Source organism: Roseibium sp. (genome assembly GCF_965229775.1).
Classification (GTDB): domain Bacteria; phylum Pseudomonadota; class Alphaproteobacteria; order Rhizobiales; family Stappiaceae; genus Roseibium.
The window spans coordinates 4,259,970-4,277,526 of sequence record NZ_OZ245929.1 but is presented as its reverse complement, the minus strand read 5'-3'; the positions used below and the strand labels follow the sequence as shown (position 1 = coordinate 4,277,526).

Here is a 17,557-nt window from a genome sequence, read left to right as displayed (position 1 = left end):
ATCGAACTGTAAACTGTCCTGCCTCCGCCTTGCCGCGTGCTGGACGACAATGCTGCTTTCGTGCTTATAGCGGAGCAATCAACTTCCCGGGCCGGTTCATGACCGGTCAACATAAGGAGTGTTCGCCATGGCTGGCGGAACCGAAGTGCATGATCTTTTGGACGGTGACACACTTCGAGAAGAGTGTGGCGTGTTCGGAATTCTGGGACATGAGGATGCCAGCGCCCTGACGGCTCTCGGACTGCATGCGCTCCAGCATCGCGGCCAGGAAGCGGCGGGCATCGTTACCTTCGACAATGAGCAGTTCCGGGCAGAACGTCACCTGGGACTGGTCGGAGATCACTTTTCGGATGCCGAAACGATCGGAAGGCTAACTGGCCGTGCCGCGATCGGGCACGTGCGTTACTCCACGACGGGTGAAACGATCCTGCGCAACGTCCAGCCGCTGTTCGCGGAACTCGACGGCGGCGGCATCGCGGTCTGCCACAACGGCAACTTCACCAACGCGCTCACCCTCAGACAACAGCTCATCCGGGACGGCGCCATCTGCCAGTCGACGTCGGATTCCGAAGTGGTCCTTCAGCTGGTTGCCCGCTCCCGCAAGGCGAAAATCGTCGAGCGGTTCATGGAAGCGATCATGCAGATGGAAGGCGCCTATTCGCTTGTGGCGCTGACCTCCAAGAAGCTGATCGGCGCACGTGACCCTCTTGGCATCCGCCCCCTTGTACTCGGGGACCTGAATGGCGCTCCCATCCTGGCCTCGGAGACCTGCGCTCTCGACATCATCGGTGCGAAGTTCATCCGTGAAGTGGAAAACGGAGAGGTAATCGTCTGCACCTCGACCGGCATCCAGTCCTACTTTCCGTTCGGCAAGCAGACGGCGCGGCCCTGCATTTTCGAATACATCTATTTCTCGCGGCCGGATTCGATCGTCGGCGGACGCAGTGTCTATGACGTGCGCCGCGAGATGGGCAAACAGCTTGCGCGCGAGACCAGCGTCGAGGCCGACGTGATCGTTCCCGTTCCCGACAGCGGCGTCCCGGCGGCGATCGGTTTCAGCCAGGAAAGCGGTGTTCCGTTCGAACTCGGGATCATCCGCAATCACTATGTCGGCCGGACCTTCATCGAACCGACACAGCAGATCCGGGCGCTTGGCGTCAAGATGAAACACTCCGCAAACCGGGCACAGATCGAAGGCAAGCGCGTTGTCCTCGTCGACGACAGCCTCGTGCGCGGCACGACGTCCGTGAAGATCGTCCAGATGATCCGCGAAGCCGGTGCAAGGGAAGTTCATTTCCGGCTTGCCAGCCCGCCGATCCGCTATTCGGACTATTACGGCATCGACACGCCGGTTCGCGAGAAGCTGCTGGCCGCGAAATACAGCCTGGAGGAAATGCAGGCCTATATCGGAGCCGACAGCCTGGCGTTTCTTTCCGTCGATGGCATTTACAAGTCGATGGGCTATGACGGGCGCGATGACGCGAACCCGCAGTTCACAGACCACTGTTTTACCGGCGACTACCCGACGCCCCTGACAGATCTGTCGGAAGACAACGACTTTGTCAGCGCGCCGCGTCTCGTGGAAGTCGGCTAAGAGACCAGAACATGACGAATGATCTTGAAAGCCGGGTCGCGCTGGTGACTGGTGCGTCCCGCGGCATTGGTTATCAGCTCGCAAAGCTGCTCGCAGCACGCGGTGCGCATGTCATCGCCCTCGCCCGCACCGTCGGCGGCCTGGAAGACCTCGACGACGAGATCAAGGCGGCCGGTGGGCAGACGACGCTCGTGCCGGTGGACCTCACGGATTTCGATGCACTCGACCGGTTGGGTCTGGCCATCTTCGAGCGCTGGAAGAAGCTGGACATTCTGGTCGGCAATGCGGGCATGCTCGGTGTCCTGTCCCCGCTCGGGCACATCAGCCCGAAGGATTTCGAAAAGGTGATGGCGGTGAACGTGACGGCCAACTGGCGCCTGATCAGATCACTCGATCCGCTCCTGCGCCAGTCAGACGCCGGACGCGCGCTCTTTCTGACCGCGGTTCAATCGCAGACCCGGACCGCGTTCTGGGGGCTTCAGTCGATCAGCAAGTCCGCTGTCGAAGCGATGGCAAAGACCTGGGCGAATGAAAGCCTGCAGACCAACATGAAGATCAACCTGGCCGATCCCGGACCGACGCGCACGGGCCTTCGCGCCAAGGCGATGCCGGGCGAAACTCCGGAAAACCTGCCGACACCGGCCGAAGTAGCTAAAGAACTTGTGGAACTCGTCACCCCAGGCGTCTACCGCACCGGCGCCGTGTTCGACCGCGTCAGCGGCGAGTGGTCCAGCTGAGCTGCACGCGTTCCTCACCTGCGCTGCCTTCGCCCGGGTAGGATAGCACCGCAGCGCTTGCAACCTTTCCCGGCCTTTGAAACCATGCCGTTGGTTCAATCAACGGTAATGGAGGCCGTCACATGCAGCTAGGTGCGTTTTCAATCAGTCTCACGGTCAAGGATTTTCAGAAATCGAAGGCCTTTTACGAGGGACTCGGGTTTTCGGACATGGGAGGCTCGGGATCGGACGGCTGGGTCATCCTGAAAAACGGTGACACCGTCATCGGCCTGTTTCAGGGCATGTTCGAAAAGAACATGCTGACATTCAATCCCGGCTGGGACCAGAGCGCCGGGAAACTCGACGACTTTCAGGACATCCGGGAGCTGCAGAAAGACCTCAAGGCCAAGGGCTATGTGTTTCAGGCGGAAGCGGACGAAACGACAACCGGTCCGGCCAGTTTCGTGCTGGTCGACCCGGATGGCAATCCGGTCCTGGTCGACCAGCACGTCTAGGGTACGGACTCATAAATGAAGTCAATTTGGTTTGGATCGTTTTGACCAGCTGCGAGGAGCGAAAGCGCAGGAAATTTGGTTCATTTTCTAGCCTTTCACGACGATGTAGATGGTCAAAACGGCCAAATCCAAAGGACGGCAAAATGGCTTCACCTCGCAGCGTCACCGCGCTTGACCGGGCATAAAGCCCGCTCTGCGCACGCTTCCTTGCGCGGTTTTGCCGTTTCTGCCGCCAAATCGGCTTCATTTATGGGTCCGTACCCTAGGGTACGAACCCGAGGGCCAGCTACTCCGCTGCCTCAAGCGGTGCGAAGGAACTGTCGGCAATTTCCTTCAGATCGCCATAGACGCCCGGTGAGCCGACGACGATGCGCGCACCGTGATACAGCGCGTGATTGACGTCCTGATCCATGACCATGCCGCCGGCTTCCCTGATCAGCAGCATGCCGGCAAGGCAATCCCAGGCATTCATGTGGGACTCGACATAACCGATCAGGCGTCCGGACGCGGTATAGGCCAGCATCAGACCGCCCGAAGCATTGCGGAAGAACACGCCTCCCTTGGAAACAAGCGCGCCGACGACATTGACGGCATCGGTGATGGCTGTGCGGCCGTTGAAGCCGACACCGACCGAACCGACCGCCAGGCTGTCGCTGCTCGACACGCTGATGGCCTTGCCGTTCAGAAACGCGCCCTGCCCGGCTCCCGCGGTGAAGGTTTCGCCGGCGACCGGATCGTGGATGACGCCGACGATCACCTGCCCTTGGTGAACGCACGCGATGATGACACACCATTGCGGAATGCCGGTGACGAAATTCGCGGTTCCGTCAATCGGATCGGTGACCCAGGTGTAACCGGATGCGCCCTCTTCCATGCCGTGTTCTTCGCCGAGAATTCCGTCATCGGGATAGGCGGCCGCAAGTTCCTTCCGGATGAGAGTCTCGACGTTTCGGTCGGCTTCGGAAACCAGGTCCTGGTGTCCCTTCTGGGTAATCGTCAGCGTGTCCAGCTTTCGAAAATATTCCAGACCGAGTTTACCTGCCTTGATCGCAAGGCTTTCGGCAAAAGCAAGTCGTTCGGAAATCATCAAAAAGCTCCTTCACTATGTCTTTCAGGCAAAACAGGGAAAACACAAGCATTGCAGCCACCCACCCGGCAGGGCTGCGGCTACTGTATCTTTCGTTTCTTCTTGGGCGCGTAGGGGTTGTCACCCTTGCGGTAGGCAAGTCGGACAGGTGTCCCCTTGATGTCGAACGCCTCCCGCAAGGAATTGACCAGATAGCGGGTATAGCTTTCGGGAAGCTGTTCGGGGCGCGAACAGAAAACAACGAAGTGCGGCGGCCGTGTCTTCGGCTGGGTCATGTAGCGCAGGCGTATACGCCGGCCTGACACTGCCGGCGGCGGATGCGTGGCCGTGACCCGGTCGAGCCAGCGGTTCAGCTTGGCGGTGGACACGTGCGCGTTCCAGGCCTCGTAGGCTGTGAAGACGGTTTCCACCAGACGTTCGATGCCCTGTCCCTGGATCCCGGACAGGGTGACGATCTGAACGCCTCTAATCTGGTTGAAATAGCGCTCGTTGGCATCGCGGATCTTTTTCCAGGCAGCTTCCCGGTCCTCGATCAGGTCCCATTTGTTGATCGCAATCACCAGCGCGCGCCCCTCGCGCGCGACCAGGTCGATGATCTGCAGGTCCTGCTTTTCGAACGACATCGTGGCATCGAGCGTGACCACGACCACTTCTGCGAACTTGATCGCTCGAAGCGCGTCGGCGACCGAGAGCTTTTCCAGCTTCTCTTGAACGCGCGCCTTCCTGCGGATACCGGCGGTATCGAACAGCTTGATGTGCCGGTCGCGCCAGGTCCAGTCGACGGAAATGCTGTCCCGCGTGATGCCCGCTTCCGGTCCCGTCAGCATCCGGTCTTCGCCGACCATCTTGTTGATCAGGGTCGACTTGCCCGCATTCGGCCGTCCGACGATGGCCACCCTGAGGGGACGCTCCAAGGTGCCGACCGGGTCTTCGTCGTCTATCAGTTCACCGTCTTCGTTCACGTCGACATTGGTGACGGCTTCCTCGCGGCGCGCCTCTTCCTCTTCGCTCACGCGGTCGACATGCGGCTTGAGGGCATCATAGAGATCGGCGAGACCCTCGCCGTGTTCCGCCGAAATCGCAATCGGTTCGCCAAGGCCCAGGGAATAGGATTCGTAAAGCCCGCTCTCGCCTGCACGGCCCTCTGCCTTGTTGGCCAAAAGGATCACCGGGCGCGTGGTTTTCCGTGCGACATCCGCGAAATGCGCATCCAGCGGCGTCACCCCTGCGCGTGCATCAATGAGGAACAGAACGGCGTCGGCCGTGTTTATCGCCTCTTCCGTCTGGCGGCGCATGCGCCCTTCAAGGCTGCTCCTGTCGGCTTCCTCGAGACCGGCCGTATCAATGATCGTGAAGCGGAGATCGCCAAGACGCGCGTCGCCGGGACGACGGTCCCGGGTCACGCCCGGCGTGTCGTCGACCAGCGCCAGCCGTTTGCCGACCAGACGATTGAACAAGGTGGACTTGCCGACATTCGGCCGTCCGACAATGGCGACAGTTGCGCCCACGGCAGTTTCTCCTGACATGCGGGCTTCATGCAGGTCCCAACCCAGAAGCCGCGCAAAAACGCGATTTGCCCGCCTGATCGCGGACAACTCGCTCTTTCTCTTTGAATTTCTGAACGTCACACCCCATCGCCCCAGGCCGACGGGTCCGACGCCGGCCTAGTTAAACGCGGTGACCCCGTCGTTGCCGCTCAGGACAATGATCCGGCCGCCGGCGACGATCGGTGTTACATAGACATCGGCATTCGTGCGCTGCGACGTCATTATGTTCCCCGTGGTCGCGTCCACGATCGCGATCTGGCCGTCACTGGAAAACGCGACCAGGGCACCGTTCGCCAGGATCGGGCCTGCCCAGTTGCGTCTCCGCTTCTTCTTTTCCGGGCGTGGCAGCGAGGTCGCCCAAAGCGTTTCGCCGTTTTTCAGGTCAAGCGCCACCATCCGGTCGTCAAGGTCGACCATGAACATGGCGCTGCCCGACACGACAGGCGTGTGTACGCTGCCGAGATCCTGTTCCCAGCGCCGCAGACCGGTCCGTGCCTCAACCGCGACCGTTCTGCCCGCAACGCCGGTCGCATAGACCATGTTGTCGGCAACGACCGGACTCGCAGAGACGTCGGCGAGACCGGACAGGGCCAGGGTCCTGAAACCACGGGAGACACTGTCGATCCATTCCGCTTCGCCCGACTTGATGTCGATGGCCATGATCTCGCCCGAGGAGAACGGAACAATCACGCGATTTCCGGATATGGCCGGATTGGCAACCGACAGCAGGCCGGCGGTTTCCTCAATGCCGGCATAGGTCCACGCAACCGCTCCGTCGGACTGCGACAGGGCATAAACTTCATTCGACTGCGACACGACGAAGACATGACCGGCACCGGCGACCGGGGCTCCGCGCGCAGGCGTGTCCAGATCCGCCGTCCACAGAACCTGTCCGGAGCCGGCGTCAAGCGCGATCAGCTGACGATAACTTGTCGCGGCATAGACCACCCCGTCCGCGACGGTCACACCGCCGCCGGGGCCCACATCGCGCTCACCTTCGGGCCGCAGGTTCTGGGTCCACACGCGCCCGCCACCGGTCGATAGCGCAACAACTTCGCCGTTGGGTTTGTAGATGTAGATCTTGCTGCCGTCGCTCACGGGACGCGCGGACAATCTGAGGGCAGCGGAGGTCAGCCCGCGCCCGGAGGTTCCGACGTTGGAGCGCCAGGACTGGCTGCCGGACACCGAGACGGCGACGTTCCCCGGATCGTTGGTCAGCCCGCCGCCGCTGGTCGTCCAGGTCTGGCCACCTGTGGCCGGACCGACCTTCGCGGTCTGGCCAAGTGCCCGGGCGGCGGGGTCGGCACCGTCAAAAACGGGCTGACGCTCACCCGGCAGGATTTTCTCGCGGGAAAACGGATTGATGGAATCGCCAAATTCGCTCACCGAACCGCATCCGGTCAGCGCCAGGGAAAGTGCGAAGAGACCCAGCAGGGTGTTTCTACGGGCTGCGACTGCTGCAAAGATCACTGGTTGCTTCCTTCGCCGGCCGTTGCACCGCCGTCATTTGCGCGGATCACCTCGCCCAGAAGCGACGCCCTGCGGCTCACGTCAACCGGCGTTTCCGGATCGTCTTCGAGCGCGGAAATCCAGCGGCTGGCGGTTTCAAAGTCGCCGTTTTTCCAGGCGCTCAAGGCAAGCAGTTCGCGCGCGGCTGCCCGAAACGGACCGGTGTCTCCGGTCAGGCCTTCGACCCGATCAGCCACGGCGGTGTAGTCTTCCGTGTCCACGGCCACGTAACCTGCCCGCAGCGCGGCCACGTTCCGCATCGCCTCCATGAGCGTGTTGTCACGTGAAAGGGCGTCAAATGCATCGAGCGCTTCCTGAGACTGTCCGGAATTGGCCAGATCCGTAGCTCTGCGAAATTTCGCAAGCGCAGGATAACCGCCGACGGTGTTTTCCAGTTCACTATAGATTTCAGCGGCTTCCTGGTACTGCTGCTGTTCGGACAGCGCGACAGCATCGAAGAACTTGTCCCCGGCGTTTTGCGACTGCGTTTCTTCATATCCCAGCCAAAAACGGTATCCGGCCGTACCGACCACAATCAGCACCGCGACGCCGATAATCCACATACCGAACTTGTTCCAAAGCCGGCGGTATTTCTCCTGGCGGATGTCCTCATCGACTTCACGAAAAATATCAGACATGCGTGTCTATTTCCTGCATTGATCTCAGCGGCCCGTTCACGTGCTGAGCTACCACCCTGTTTCGAGTGGCGCACATTATCCATTTGATCCGTCTTGGGCAATTCCCTGCTGGGGCTTTAAGCCCCCCTTCATGGCGCAAGTGGGGCAATTCATCCCGAATTGACAAAATCCCGAGGGATTTTTGTCCCGCAAGCCTATCCGACAGGGACACCGATCAGGAGTACATGCAGCTTCCAGACAAAAAGGCCGTACAACACCAGTCCGATGAGAATCACCCAGACGTCGGAATAGCGGCCCGGCTCTCCCACGGTAACAGGCCCCTGGCTCGCAAGCGGTCCGCGCCGCTTTACCGAAATGCGATCGAGCACCGCCCACAGGAAAAATCCTCCGAACAGCAAGACCGACGCCAGGTCCCCGTTCGCCAGGAGGTGGGACAGCGCCCAGAGCTTCACCGCGACCAGCATGGGGTGCTTGAGGACTTTCTTGATCTTGCAGGGCACGTAGGCCGCGACGAGGAAAATGAACACCGGGACCATGAGCAGCATGGTGACGTGGCGGAGCCACAGCGGCGGGTCGTAGAGCACGGGTGCCCCGTCGAAGCGGGCGTCTCCGTAGCCGTAGATCGTCAGCGCCAACCCGGCGAAAGACACGAGACTGAAAAGGCCCTTGTAGCCGTTTTCACCCAGTTTCCCGGTCAGGTTGCCGCGCAAGGCCGGCAACATGGGCACGGCATGAATTCCCAAGAACAAAACCAAACCGGCCAGCAGAAGAGCCATACCGTTCTCCCTCAGTTTGCCCGCCAACCTTCAAAAAAAGGGCTGGTCAGTTTCCCGCGTTCGCGGACCATAAGAGGCGAACGCCCGGCCTGCAACATGGCCGGGCGTTCGATCGCAAATTTCATATTTCGAGCATGCAGAAAGGGACTTGTCCCGGTTCAGACGGCCGCCTCAAGGCACTTGCCACAAGTTCCGCGCAGTTCGATCGTCATGCGGGCAAGCTTGAAATTCTGTGTCCCTGTCCAATCCTGCAGCGCCCTGATCGCTTCGTCGGGGGTGAACTCGCGGACGTCGCCGCACTGTTCGCAAATGGCAAAGGCCGCGGTCCCGTGGGCTGAACACCCGGTGTGTGCACAGGCAACAAACGCATTCAGGCTTTCAAGCCGATGAACCATGCCGTATTCGACCAGCTTGTCGAGCGCCCTGTAGACCTGAAGCGGGGCGCGGAACCCGCTTTCACGAAGCAGATCCAGGATCGCATAGGCTGTCAGCGGTCCGCCCGCTTCGGACAGGGAACCGAACACCAGCGACTGGTTTTTCGTCAATTCGGGATGCGCATGAGCGGACACGGACGGTCTCCTGATTGCTTTGGGCCGGAACGCGATATCATCGGTCTGGACCTGTTTTTATTTTTCTCACAAGTCCCCCCGCCGGGACAAGGCTGACGACGAACAGCAACAACGCCGCGACGACGATGGACGGTCCGGACGGCGTGTCATAGGTCAGGGAGCCATAGAGCCCGCCGACAACGGAGACCGCTCCGAGCACCGCGGCAAGACAGGCCATCTGCTCCGGAGAGGCGGACATTCTGCGTGCAGCGGCGGCCGGGATGATCAAGAGCGCGGTGATCAGCAATGCACCGACAATCTTGAGCGATATCGCGATCACAACCGCCGTCAGCAGCATGAATACCAGCTCCATCTTTTCGGGCTCCAGGCCTTCTCCTCCGGCAAGATCCGGGTTGACCGTCGCCGCGAACAGCCGTCGCCACACTACAACCAGAGCGACCAGAACAAAAGCACCACCACCAAATATCATGGCAATGTCGACGCGGGTCACTGCGAGGATGTCTCCGAAAAGGAGGCCGAGGAGATCGACGCGCACCCATGTCATGAACGCCAGACAGACAAGGCCGAGCGCGAGCGCGGAATGCGACAACAGCCCGAGCAATGCGTCCGACGAGAGTATCTCGCTTCGGCGCAGGGAAAGAAGGATCAAGGCGAGTGCGACCGATGTGCCGCCGACGGCCAGTGTCGTGTTCAGGTCAAACAGCAGCGAGAGCGCGACGCCAAGCAATGCCGCGTGAGACAGGGTATCCCCGAAATAGGCCATGCGCCGCCAGATGACGAAACAGCCAAGAGGGCCGGCCACAAGTGCAACGCCCACACCGGCGACGAGCGCTCGCGTGAAAAAGTCATCCAGCATGCGTGGTTCCGCCCGGCGTTTCACGCGTCTTCCCGGAGACGTCGGCCTGCCCGTGATCATGGTCATGATGTTCGCCGGAACAGTCTTCGCATACGCTTCCGTCCGCATGCCTGACCGATCCGTCGGGCAGATGGACGTGATCATGCTTGTGCTCATAGACCGCGAGTTCGGCGCTGGCCCTCATTCCGAACAGGGCCTGATAATTGTTGTCCTTGCTTACGTCCGACGGCGTGCCCCGGCAGCACACATGCCCGTTCAGGCAGATCACCTGGTCGGCCGCCGCCATGACCACGTGAAGATCGTGCGAAATCATCAACATGCCGCATCCGAGCGCATCCCTGATCTGTGAAATGAGGGCGTAAATGGCGATCTCACCGGCATAATCGACACCCTGGACAGGTTCGTCCAGCACAAGAAGATCCGGTTTTCGGGCAATCGCCCTGGCCAGCATGACACGCTGCAGCTCGCCGCCTGACAGGGTGCGCATCTCGGCGCTCAGCAAATGGTTCGCACCGGTCTGCTCGAGAGCCTGGAAACACGCGTCATCGGTCAGGGCATTGGTCAGGCGCATGAAGCGCCGAACGGTCAGAGGCAGTGTCCAGTCGATCGCAAGTTTCTGCGGCACATAGCCGACCTTCAGGCCCTTCTTGCGCCGGCTTGATCCCTCCGAGGGCTTCAATATGCCGAGCGTCATTTTCGCGGTCGTCGACTTGCCAGATCCGTTCGGGCCGATCAGGGTCACGATTTCACCCGGAGAAACCGACAGGTCGACGCCCCTTACGAGCCAGCTTCCATCCTTGCGCACCCCTGCCCTGTCGAGTTCCACCAACTTGTCGTTTTCAAATACCATTTCTCAAGCCTGTACCGAATATGCCGGATTTTCCAGCAGAAAACCGGAAGACGCGTTATATTATTACATGAGTTTCAGTCAAGCCGGAAACCCGTCCGCCGATCACCAACGTTAATCAAATCGGATGCATTGACGTGTATAAGCGGACACGCTTTCGTTTCTGTACAGGGTTCGCTCGATGATCTTTCCATGCATTTTGTCCGGCGGTGTCGGCTCACGCCTTTGGCCGCTTTCGCGCAAGGACCGGCCCAAACAATTCCTGCCCCTGTTCGAGGGGGAGAGCCTTTTCCAGAAAACCTGCAAGCGAGTGAGCCAGCCCGGGTTTGCCGATCCGATCGTGATCGGCAGCAATACCCACCGGTTCCAGATGGGCGAACAGCTCGCGGAACTCGGAATGGCGGCCACCAGCATACTGCTTGAACCGGTCGGCCGGAACACGGCACCACCTGCGCTCATGGCCGCGATCATCGCAGCGGAGGCCGACCCCGATGCACTCATTCTCCTGCTGCCCTCTGATCATCTGATCCGCAAGGAAGATGTCTTTCTCGACACCGTGCGTGCGGCTGAAGGCGCTGCCCGGGACGGATCGATTGTCACGTTCGGCATCACGCCCACAGAGCCGAACACAGGCTACGGATACATCAAGGTCGCGCCCGGCGAGGCTCCTGTGCGGTCTGTCGAAAAATTCGTCGAGAAACCGGACATTGATCGTGCAAGGGCTTTCCTTGAGGACGGCAGCTATGTCTGGAATGCAGGCATCTTTCTTTACTCCGCAAACACCATGATCACCGCGTTCAAGACCCACCAGCCAGCGCTTAGCCAGGCTGTCAGCGACGTCATGGAGACCCGGCGCAGCGACCTGGACTTCACACGGCTCGACGAAGCCAGTTTCGAAAAGCTCGACGATATCTCCATCGACTACGCCATCATGGAAAAGGCGCAGAACGTTTCCTGCGCACCCGTGGCTCCCGAATGGGACGACCTCGGGTCCTGGTCGGCCATCTGGACCGTGCTCGACAAGGACGAACGCGGCAATTCCGGGCTCGGCGACACGCGCTTTCTGGAAAGCAACAACTGCCTGGCCTATTCGCAGCAGGGACTTGTGTCGGTGATCGGGCTCGAAGACGTGATGGTAATCGCAACCAGCGACAGCGTGCTCGTCGCCCATAAGGACAGCGCACAGGACGTCAAGAAGGTGGTCGACCAGCTGAAAGCCGAAGGCCGCGACGAGGTCGATCGTCACACGCGCGCCTACAAGCCGTGGGGATACACGGAGCGCATCAACGCCGGCGACCGCTTTGCCGTTCAATCGATGATGATCAAGCCGGGACAACGGGTCAGTCTGCAAAGCCATCTGCATCGCACCGAGCACTGGATCGTGGTGTCGGGAACCGTGGAAATCACGATTGACGGCCAGACCAGCCTGCTGACGGAAAACCAGTCCGCCTATGTCCCGCTCGGCGCGCGGCACACTTTGCACAATCCGGGCAGGATCCCTGTGCGGATGATCGAGGTTCAATCCGGCACATATCTTGCCGAAGACGACATCGTCCGCCACACGGACTGAGCCCGGCTCCGGACATTCGCGGGAACTGCGCTTGCAATCGGTGGAAAGGTTGTTCAAGACCTTGTTCCAGAAACCGCGTTTTCCGGGACTATCGACATGCATCACGTCTTTCTTTGCGACTACGTCCGAACGCCAATCGGACGCTACGGCGGCGGATTGTCCTCAGTCCGCGCCGATGACCTCGGCGCTATTCCGATCGAAGCGCTCATGGAGCGGAACCGGGACATGGACTGGGCGCATCTGGATGACGTCTTTTTCGGATGCGCCAACCAGGCCGGCGAAGACAACCGCAACGTTGCAAGAATGTCGGCTCTCCTGGCCGGACTGCCCGACACGGTGCCCGGGTTGACCTTCAACCGGCTGTGCGGATCTGGCATGGACGCCGTGATGACGGCCGCGCGGGCCATCAAGGCCGGTGAAATGGACGTCGCGATTGCAGGTGGTGTGGAGAGCATGTCACGAGCACCGCTGGTCATGCCGAAGGCCGATACCGCGTTTTCGCGAAAAGCAGAGATCTACGACACGACGATCGGCTGGCGCTTCGTCAATCCGCTCCTGAAACGTCAATACGGCATCGATTCCATGCCCGAAACGGCCGAGAATGTCGCCGAAGACTTCTCCCTGTCGCGCTCGGATCAGGATGATTTTGCCTTCAGAAGTCAGCAGAAGGCCGAAACTGCGCAGAAAAACGGCCGTCTGGCCGAAGAGATCGTTCCTGTCATGATCCCCCAAAGAAAAGGCGATCCGGTTCTGATTTCGCAGGACGAGCACCCCAGACACGGCACGACGCGCGAAGCGCTCGCGGCACTCAAGACGCCGTTCCGGGAAAACGGGACCGTGACCGCTGGGAATGCGTCCGGTGTCAACGATGGCGCCGCCGCACTCTTGCTGGCATCCGAGACTGCGGTCGGCAAATACAACCTGTCTCCCGTCGCCCGTTTCCTGGGTGGCGCGACTGCCGGTGTGCCGCCCAGGATCATGGGCATCGGCCCTGCCCCGGCAACACGCAAGCTCTGCCAGCGTCTTGGCCTGTCGCCGGGTGAATTCGACATTGTGGAACTGAACGAGGCATTCGCCGCTCAGGCCATCGCCGCGTGCCGGGATCTCGGCTTGCCGGAAGACAGCGACACCCTCAACCCGAATGGCGGCGCCATCGCGCTTGGGCATCCGCTCGGCATGTCCGGGGCGCGCATTACAGGCTCAGCCGCGTTTGAACTGAAAAACCGCGGCGGCAAACTGGCCCTCGCAACCATGTGCATCGGTGTCGGTCAAGGCATCGCACTCGCCATGGCGTCCGCTTGACCGAAAGCCAGCTGTCTTTGCGTGTCCGCTCCCGGTGTCAGCCCAGGCGCGCCCTGTGCGCGCTTGGAGATGTCGGCATTGAACTTGTCCAGCCGATCGGCAAGTCTCTCGAACACCAGCGAGGGCATGCGCATTGCCGTGACATACATGGTTACGAATTCATTACAGGCCGCGCGCCAGTTGAAGCCTCGCAACTCCCGATACGCACCCGTTGCCAGCATTTTGACCTCGCGCGCGTCTTCCACCAGAGGGCGAGCGATCTTCTCCGCGCGCCCGGGCTCGGTTGCAACCCAGGCCGCGGAAAGCAGTGAAACACAAGCAAAAACAATGATATGAAAATTCTTCAGCACGAACCGCATCTCAACCTCAAGCTTTAATTAATAAAATGTTAAGCTCTTGCGGTGGTATGCGATACACGCGAAACAGGCAATACGAACTACTCAGTTTTAAGTTGTATTTTAGCTGGTAAGGTTAACTGCGCGCACGACATCGGGCGGTCGTACCAGGGCACGCCCGCCAGTCGCGCTATCCGTCAGTTCATTCACTCGGGACGCGTGGACGCAGACCTGATCTTTTCCTTAGTCTCATCGTCGAGCCTGTAGCCCATGCCGACCAGCCAGCTGATGTTCACACCATGCGGCTTCAGCTTCTTGCGAAGCAGGCAAATGTGCACTCGTACGTTTTCAAGTTCCGGCCCGCCATCATCCCGATCCGCGTAGAGGAACGCATGGATCTGCTCCCTGTTGGCGAAGTTCCGCTTCAACAGAAATCTCAGGATGCGGGTCTGGATGCGGGTCAGGTCCCAACTTGGTGGGAAGACGACCTGCTGGTCCGCGATCAAGCGCTCCAACTCGGCAATCCTGGCCTCTTTTTGCTCGAGTTGTTCGCGCAGGTGTACAATTTCGTAGTCAAGCGCAAGGCTCATATCAAAGCCCCCCGCTGTTCGTGATGACGACGCAGTCAGCTCGCGCTGTCAGCGTTGACGTTCCGGCCAGGATCATGCTTTCCGGACAGATCCTGTTTTGCCCACATTCTCTAGATTTCTGCCGCATTAGTGGTTTCATGGAGTTTCGTTCTCTCTTTGCCGCGACATTCGGCTCATCCGCGTGGCGGAGTTCACCGGCACAGATGTCGCGATCTTCGGTTCTGTTTTCTTTGAGAAACGCTGTTTGATCCATTCTGGAGTGACGCCAGGCACATGCGTCTAACAGCGACAACGCGCGCGCCTTACAGGACACATCATCTTCTTCGGAGATGTGCCTTGCGGAACCGGTTTCAGAGGGCTTGAGCTTGTTATCTTTTAAAGCCGCCGTTGCTGCCTGAAGCGGAGATCCGCTTTCTGCAATCCCGGCCGGCGCAAGACCATCGAAGCAATCCCGGTAGACACACACATTCCGGAAAAGCGGGTCTCCCGCGTGCTTCAGCACGGAAAGCCGATAGTCAAATACGCTGTCTGCCACAGTACGTATCGTTGAGAGATTCACAGTCTGTTTGCCCGACTTCCACCTGGTTCAACACAAGCCGGCGAACCGGCCTTGCATTTGAGCGAACCGACGGGCCCCAAACCCATCCGTTCTACTCCCCCACCGTCTGCAAAACCCGCAAGGCGCTATTCCCTTCCCGGGAAAACGCCAAAATTCACAGCTTTTCGTATCATTTTGATACAAACCTCAGAACATTCAACGTTTTCAAGGCCATGTATTTCGTTGCCGCCGGACCAGGATGCCGGCTCGGCGACGGGCTGCGCGCCAGCTGAGGTCAATTCGGCCATGTGCGGAGTGCCAGACGGCAAAAATTCCGCATTGCCGGACGCAAAACGTTAAGCATTCTGCAAGATTACAAGCAGATTTAAATCTTAAGGTTAAATTTAACGAACTGTTTACTTACGTTACGAAATGCGATTTCTAGACGGTGTTGCGAGCAGAAATTTTCATTGCCCCGTCAGCCGCCCGGGAAACGGCTGTCGGGGCTAATTTATTTCAGGGGTAGAACCCGCCTGCCCGATGCCTTCAGACGCGTCCGTGATGCGCGTGCCAGTGCCAGGCGATGTCGATGCGGCGCGTGATCCAGACATCGGCATGACTGGCGATGTAATCCAGAAAACCCGCCAGTGCAGCGATACGGCCCGGCCGGCCGACAAGCCGGCAATGAAGGCCGACATTCAGCATCTTCGGCGTTCCGCGCCGGCCTTCGTCATAGAGCGTGTCGAAAGCGTCTTTCAGATAGGCAAAGAACTGGTCGCCCGAGTTGAAGCCCTGTGCCGACGCAAACCGCATATCATTTGTATCGAGCGCATAGGGTATGACGAGATGATCTCCGCCGGGCCCGTCCACCCAATAGGGCAAATCGTCTGCGTAACTGTCGGAATCGTAGAGAAAACCGCCCTCCTCCAGCACCAGCTTCTGTGTTTGCATGGAACAGCGGCCGGTATACCAGCCGAGCGGGCGCGCACCGGTCACCTCCTCATGGACCCGGATCGCTTCGCGGATCTGACGCCGTTCCTCGGCTTCCTCCATGTCACCGTGCTCGATCCATTTCAGACCGTGCGATGCGATTTCCCAATCGGCCTCCTTCATGGCCGCGACCGCCTCGCTGTTGCGCATCAGCGCGGTTGCCACGCCAAAGACAGTGACCGGGAGGTTACGGTCCGTGAACAGGCGCCAAAGCCGCCAGAATCCCGCTCGCGATCCGTATTCGTAGATGGATTCCATGTTCCAGTGCCGCCTGCCCGGCCAGGGCTGGGCACCGACAATTTCCGACAGGAAGGCTTCGGATGCGGAATCGCCGTGGAGAATGTTGTTCTCGCCGCCTTCCTCGTAGTTCAGGACGAACTGCACCGCGAGTTTCGCACCACCTGGCCACTTCGGGTCTGGAGGGGTCCGCCCATACCCGACCATGTCGCGTGGATAGGTGTCATTCATGTCTTGCTCCATCATTGCCGCCATGGATTGAAACGGCCTGTGTCCGGATCGCCCGAGACGCGAAACGCCCGATGCCCGAGATCAAGGCCAAGATCGCTGGCCGTTCCCGCTGGCAGTCCTGACGCGATCGAAAATTGCCTCTCAAATCAGGTGCTTTCAAAAGACCGCAACATGTGATCAAGCGCAACCTTTCGCAAGCGCAGGCGGTAAAAAAGCGCGATCGGTAAAATTTTATACACGTGGTTATCGGCGTTTTAGAGCCTTGCAACTTATCCAGTGTCTCGCGGACAGCGCTGGGGGACGGCCACGATCGCAAGGATTAATGTGATGAAACTGTCGTCAGCGGGCCTGCTCCTGTTGCTCACGGCCGCCGCCATGACCCTTTTTTCAGATACCCGCCCCACCCGCTCGGCAGATGCAAGCGCGATTGCCTTTGTTCACATTCCCGGAATGTAGATGTTTCAATGCGTTGCGCCACGGGGCCGGCTGCCGTTCGGTGCGGCGCTCACGTAGGCGGGTGCGCTCTGTGGGGCGGTTGTCCAGGCAAGGAGAGACCTGCCTCCCCGTGGGCCACCGCTCCGATTGTTCCTGCCGAGAAGCATGATCGCCGAACCGATGACCACGGAACCGAGCGTGATGACAAGCGCGAACGCCAGCATCAGAACGGGCAGAACCGGGTCTTCCGCTCCAGCGACGAGAACACGCAGGTTGCCGATATTGGTCCAGAAGATCCCCCCCATGACCAGCATGGCGACACCGACGCCTGCCACACCATTGATCGCGATGAGCCGTATCAGCGGATCCTGCTTCAGATTGCGCCTCGCGCCTGCCCGTTGCTCGTCCGGCATCTTCAACTCCCATGCGGCTCGCCGTTACCCAGACAGAGGATAAAGCACCGGGCGCAAGCGGCAAGGTGACAAAATGAACAGGCGCCGCGACCCTGCACCCGCCTGTCCGGCCGCCTGCCGGGATTGACGCAATTCGTCTCAGCTCCAAATAATTGTGCACTGCACCCTTGATTCATTCAAGGATGATATATATTAGTCCGATATATCGAACCAACATATACCCCTTTTCTGCGCCACAGCCGGAGATAACATCCGGCGACGA

At 59.8% G+C, this 17,557-nt stretch carries 19 protein-coding genes; 6 read left to right on the top strand and 13 right to left on the bottom strand.

Going from position 1 to position 17,557, the window contains the following annotated elements; all coding sequences use genetic code 11:
• Window positions 1-127 precede the first annotated feature (127 nt).
• From purF to ACO07N_RS19290, 3 genes are all read left to right on the top strand, one after another.
• A complete protein-coding gene (gene purF / locus ACO07N_RS19300; protein WP_421982584.1) occupies window positions 128-1,594 on the top strand; it encodes an amidophosphoribosyltransferase in 1,467 nt (488 codons plus the stop codon).
• A gap of 11 nt (window positions 1,595-1,605) precedes the next feature.
• The gene (locus tag ACO07N_RS19295; protein WP_421982583.1) at window positions 1,606-2,331 is read left to right on the top strand and encodes an SDR family NAD(P)-dependent oxidoreductase; all 726 of its coding nucleotides are present in this window, start codon (window positions 1,606-1,608) and stop codon (window positions 2,329-2,331) included.
• Window positions 2,332-2,453: 122 nt separating this feature from the next.
• Entirely contained in the window at window positions 2,454-2,825 is a 372-nt protein-coding gene (locus ACO07N_RS19290; RefSeq protein ID WP_421982582.1) for a VOC family protein, read from the top strand.
• Window positions 2,826-3,111: 286 nt separating this feature from the next.
• On the opposite strand, the gene ACO07N_RS19285 is transcribed toward ACO07N_RS19290, so the two are convergent.
• The 8 genes from ACO07N_RS19285 to ACO07N_RS19250 form a co-directional block, all read right to left on the bottom strand.
• On the bottom strand, window positions 3,112-3,912 hold the full coding sequence (locus ACO07N_RS19285) for an inositol monophosphatase family protein (protein WP_421982581.1): 801 nt from the start codon (window positions 3,910-3,912) through the stop codon (window positions 3,112-3,114).
• Between the two features lie 80 nt (window positions 3,913-3,992).
• Window positions 3,993-5,420, bottom strand: coding sequence for a ribosome biogenesis GTPase Der (der, locus tag ACO07N_RS19280; protein WP_421982580.1), 1,428 nt, complete (start codon window positions 5,418-5,420; stop codon window positions 3,993-3,995).
• A gap of 156 nt (window positions 5,421-5,576) precedes the next feature.
• Complete coding sequence (locus ACO07N_RS19275) at window positions 5,577-6,929, bottom strand: PQQ-binding-like beta-propeller repeat protein (RefSeq protein WP_421982579.1); 1,353 nt, start codon at window positions 6,927-6,929, stop codon at window positions 5,577-5,579.
• The gene (locus ACO07N_RS19270; protein ID WP_421982578.1) at window positions 6,926-7,606 is read right to left on the bottom strand and encodes a tetratricopeptide repeat protein; all 681 of its coding nucleotides are present in this window, start codon (window positions 7,604-7,606) and stop codon (window positions 6,926-6,928) included. Before ACO07N_RS19270 ends, ACO07N_RS19275 begins: the two co-directional genes overlap by 4 nt.
• 194 nt (window positions 7,607-7,800) lie before the next feature.
• Window positions 7,801-8,382, bottom strand: a complete 582-nt coding sequence (locus ACO07N_RS19265; protein WP_421982577.1) for an NnrU family protein — start codon at window positions 8,380-8,382, stop codon at window positions 7,801-7,803.
• A 158-nt stretch (window positions 8,383-8,540) separates the two neighbouring features.
• Window positions 8,541-8,951 (bottom strand): Fur family transcriptional regulator, encoded by a 411-nt coding sequence (locus tag ACO07N_RS19260; RefSeq protein WP_421982576.1) that lies wholly within the window; start codon window positions 8,949-8,951, stop codon window positions 8,541-8,543.
• Between the two features lie 37 nt (window positions 8,952-8,988).
• Window positions 8,989-9,807, bottom strand: coding sequence for a metal ABC transporter permease (locus ACO07N_RS19255; protein WP_421982575.1), 819 nt, complete (start codon window positions 9,805-9,807; stop codon window positions 8,989-8,991).
• A complete protein-coding gene (locus ACO07N_RS19250) occupies window positions 9,797-10,657 on the bottom strand; it encodes an ATP-binding cassette domain-containing protein (RefSeq protein WP_421982574.1) in 861 nt (286 codons plus the stop codon). Before ACO07N_RS19250 ends, ACO07N_RS19255 begins: the two co-directional genes overlap by 11 nt.
• Before the next feature lie 178 nt (window positions 10,658-10,835).
• Between ACO07N_RS19250 and ACO07N_RS19245 the strand changes: the two genes are divergently transcribed.
• Window positions 10,836-12,224: a mannose-1-phosphate guanylyltransferase/mannose-6-phosphate isomerase gene (locus ACO07N_RS19245; protein ID WP_421982573.1), complete on the top strand. Its 1,389-nt coding sequence runs from the start codon at window positions 10,836-10,838 to the stop codon at window positions 12,222-12,224.
• Between the two features lie 96 nt (window positions 12,225-12,320).
• On the top strand, window positions 12,321-13,526 hold the full coding sequence (pcaF, locus tag ACO07N_RS19240; protein WP_421982572.1) for a 3-oxoadipyl-CoA thiolase: 1,206 nt from the start codon (window positions 12,321-12,323) through the stop codon (window positions 13,524-13,526).
• Here pcaF and ACO07N_RS19235 read toward each other — a convergent pair.
• From ACO07N_RS19235 to puuE, 4 genes are all read right to left on the bottom strand, one after another.
• Entirely contained in the window at window positions 13,493-13,876 is a 384-nt protein-coding gene (locus tag ACO07N_RS19235) for a hypothetical protein (protein WP_421982571.1), read from the bottom strand. The genes pcaF and ACO07N_RS19235 overlap by 34 nt on opposite strands.
• Window positions 13,877-14,067: 191 nt before the next feature.
• Window positions 14,068-14,451, bottom strand: coding sequence for a winged helix-turn-helix domain-containing protein (locus ACO07N_RS19230; protein WP_421982570.1), 384 nt, complete (start codon window positions 14,449-14,451; stop codon window positions 14,068-14,070).
• A 1-nt stretch (window position 14,452) separates the two neighbouring features.
• The gene (locus ACO07N_RS19225) at window positions 14,453-14,986 is read right to left on the bottom strand and encodes a hypothetical protein (protein WP_421982569.1); all 534 of its coding nucleotides are present in this window, start codon (window positions 14,984-14,986) and stop codon (window positions 14,453-14,455) included.
• Between the two features lie 549 nt (window positions 14,987-15,535).
• Window positions 15,536-16,447, bottom strand: a complete 912-nt coding sequence (puuE, locus tag ACO07N_RS19220; RefSeq protein ID WP_421982568.1) for an allantoinase PuuE — start codon at window positions 16,445-16,447, stop codon at window positions 15,536-15,538.
• A gap of 327 nt (window positions 16,448-16,774) precedes the next feature.
• Between puuE and ACO07N_RS19215 the strand changes: the two genes are divergently transcribed.
• Complete coding sequence (locus ACO07N_RS19215) at window positions 16,775-16,903, top strand: hypothetical protein (RefSeq protein ID WP_421982567.1); 129 nt, start codon at window positions 16,775-16,777, stop codon at window positions 16,901-16,903.
• 5 nt (window positions 16,904-16,908) lie between these two features.
• On the opposite strand, the gene ACO07N_RS19210 is transcribed toward ACO07N_RS19215, so the two are convergent.
• The gene (locus tag ACO07N_RS19210) at window positions 16,909-17,295 is read right to left on the bottom strand and encodes a hypothetical protein (RefSeq protein ID WP_421982566.1); all 387 of its coding nucleotides are present in this window, start codon (window positions 17,293-17,295) and stop codon (window positions 16,909-16,911) included.
• Window positions 17,296-17,557 lie beyond the last annotated feature (262 nt).

Coding starts and splice junctions, on each gene's coding strand:
- purF (WP_421982584.1), top strand. CDS start 128: ATGGCTGGCGGAACCGAAGTGCATGATCTTTTGGACGGTGACACACTT.
- ACO07N_RS19295 (WP_421982583.1), top strand. CDS start 1,606: ATGACGAATGATCTTGAAAGCCGGGTCGCGCTGGTGACTGGTGCGTCC.
- ACO07N_RS19290 (WP_421982582.1), top strand. CDS start 2,454: ATGCAGCTAGGTGCGTTTTCAATCAGTCTCACGGTCAAGGATTTTCAG.
- ACO07N_RS19285 (WP_421982581.1), bottom strand. CDS start 3,912: ATGATTTCCGAACGACTTGCTTTTGCCGAAAGCCTTGCGATCAAGGCA.
- ACO07N_RS19270 (WP_421982578.1), bottom strand. CDS start 7,606: ATGTCTGATATTTTTCGTGAAGTCGATGAGGACATCCGCCAGGAGAAA.
- ACO07N_RS19265 (WP_421982577.1), bottom strand. CDS start 8,382: ATGGCTCTTCTGCTGGCCGGTTTGGTTTTGTTCTTGGGAATTCATGCC.
- ACO07N_RS19255 (WP_421982575.1), bottom strand. CDS start 9,807: ATGCTGGATGACTTTTTCACGCGAGCGCTCGTCGCCGGTGTGGGCGTT.
- ACO07N_RS19250 (WP_421982574.1), bottom strand. CDS start 10,657: ATGGTATTTGAAAACGACAAGTTGGTGGAACTCGACAGGGCAGGGGTG.
- ACO07N_RS19245 (WP_421982573.1), top strand. CDS start 10,836: ATGATCTTTCCATGCATTTTGTCCGGCGGTGTCGGCTCACGCCTTTGG.
- pcaF (WP_421982572.1), top strand. CDS start 12,321: ATGCATCACGTCTTTCTTTGCGACTACGTCCGAACGCCAATCGGACGC.
- ACO07N_RS19230 (WP_421982570.1), bottom strand. CDS start 14,451: ATGAGCCTTGCGCTTGACTACGAAATTGTACACCTGCGCGAACAACTC.
- puuE (WP_421982568.1), bottom strand. CDS start 16,447: ATGAATGACACCTATCCACGCGACATGGTCGGGTATGGGCGGACCCCT.
- ACO07N_RS19215 (WP_421982567.1), top strand. CDS start 16,775: ATGAAACTGTCGTCAGCGGGCCTGCTCCTGTTGCTCACGGCCGCCGCC.
- ACO07N_RS19210 (WP_421982566.1), bottom strand. CDS start 17,295: ATGCCGGACGAGCAACGGGCAGGCGCGAGGCGCAATCTGAAGCAGGAT.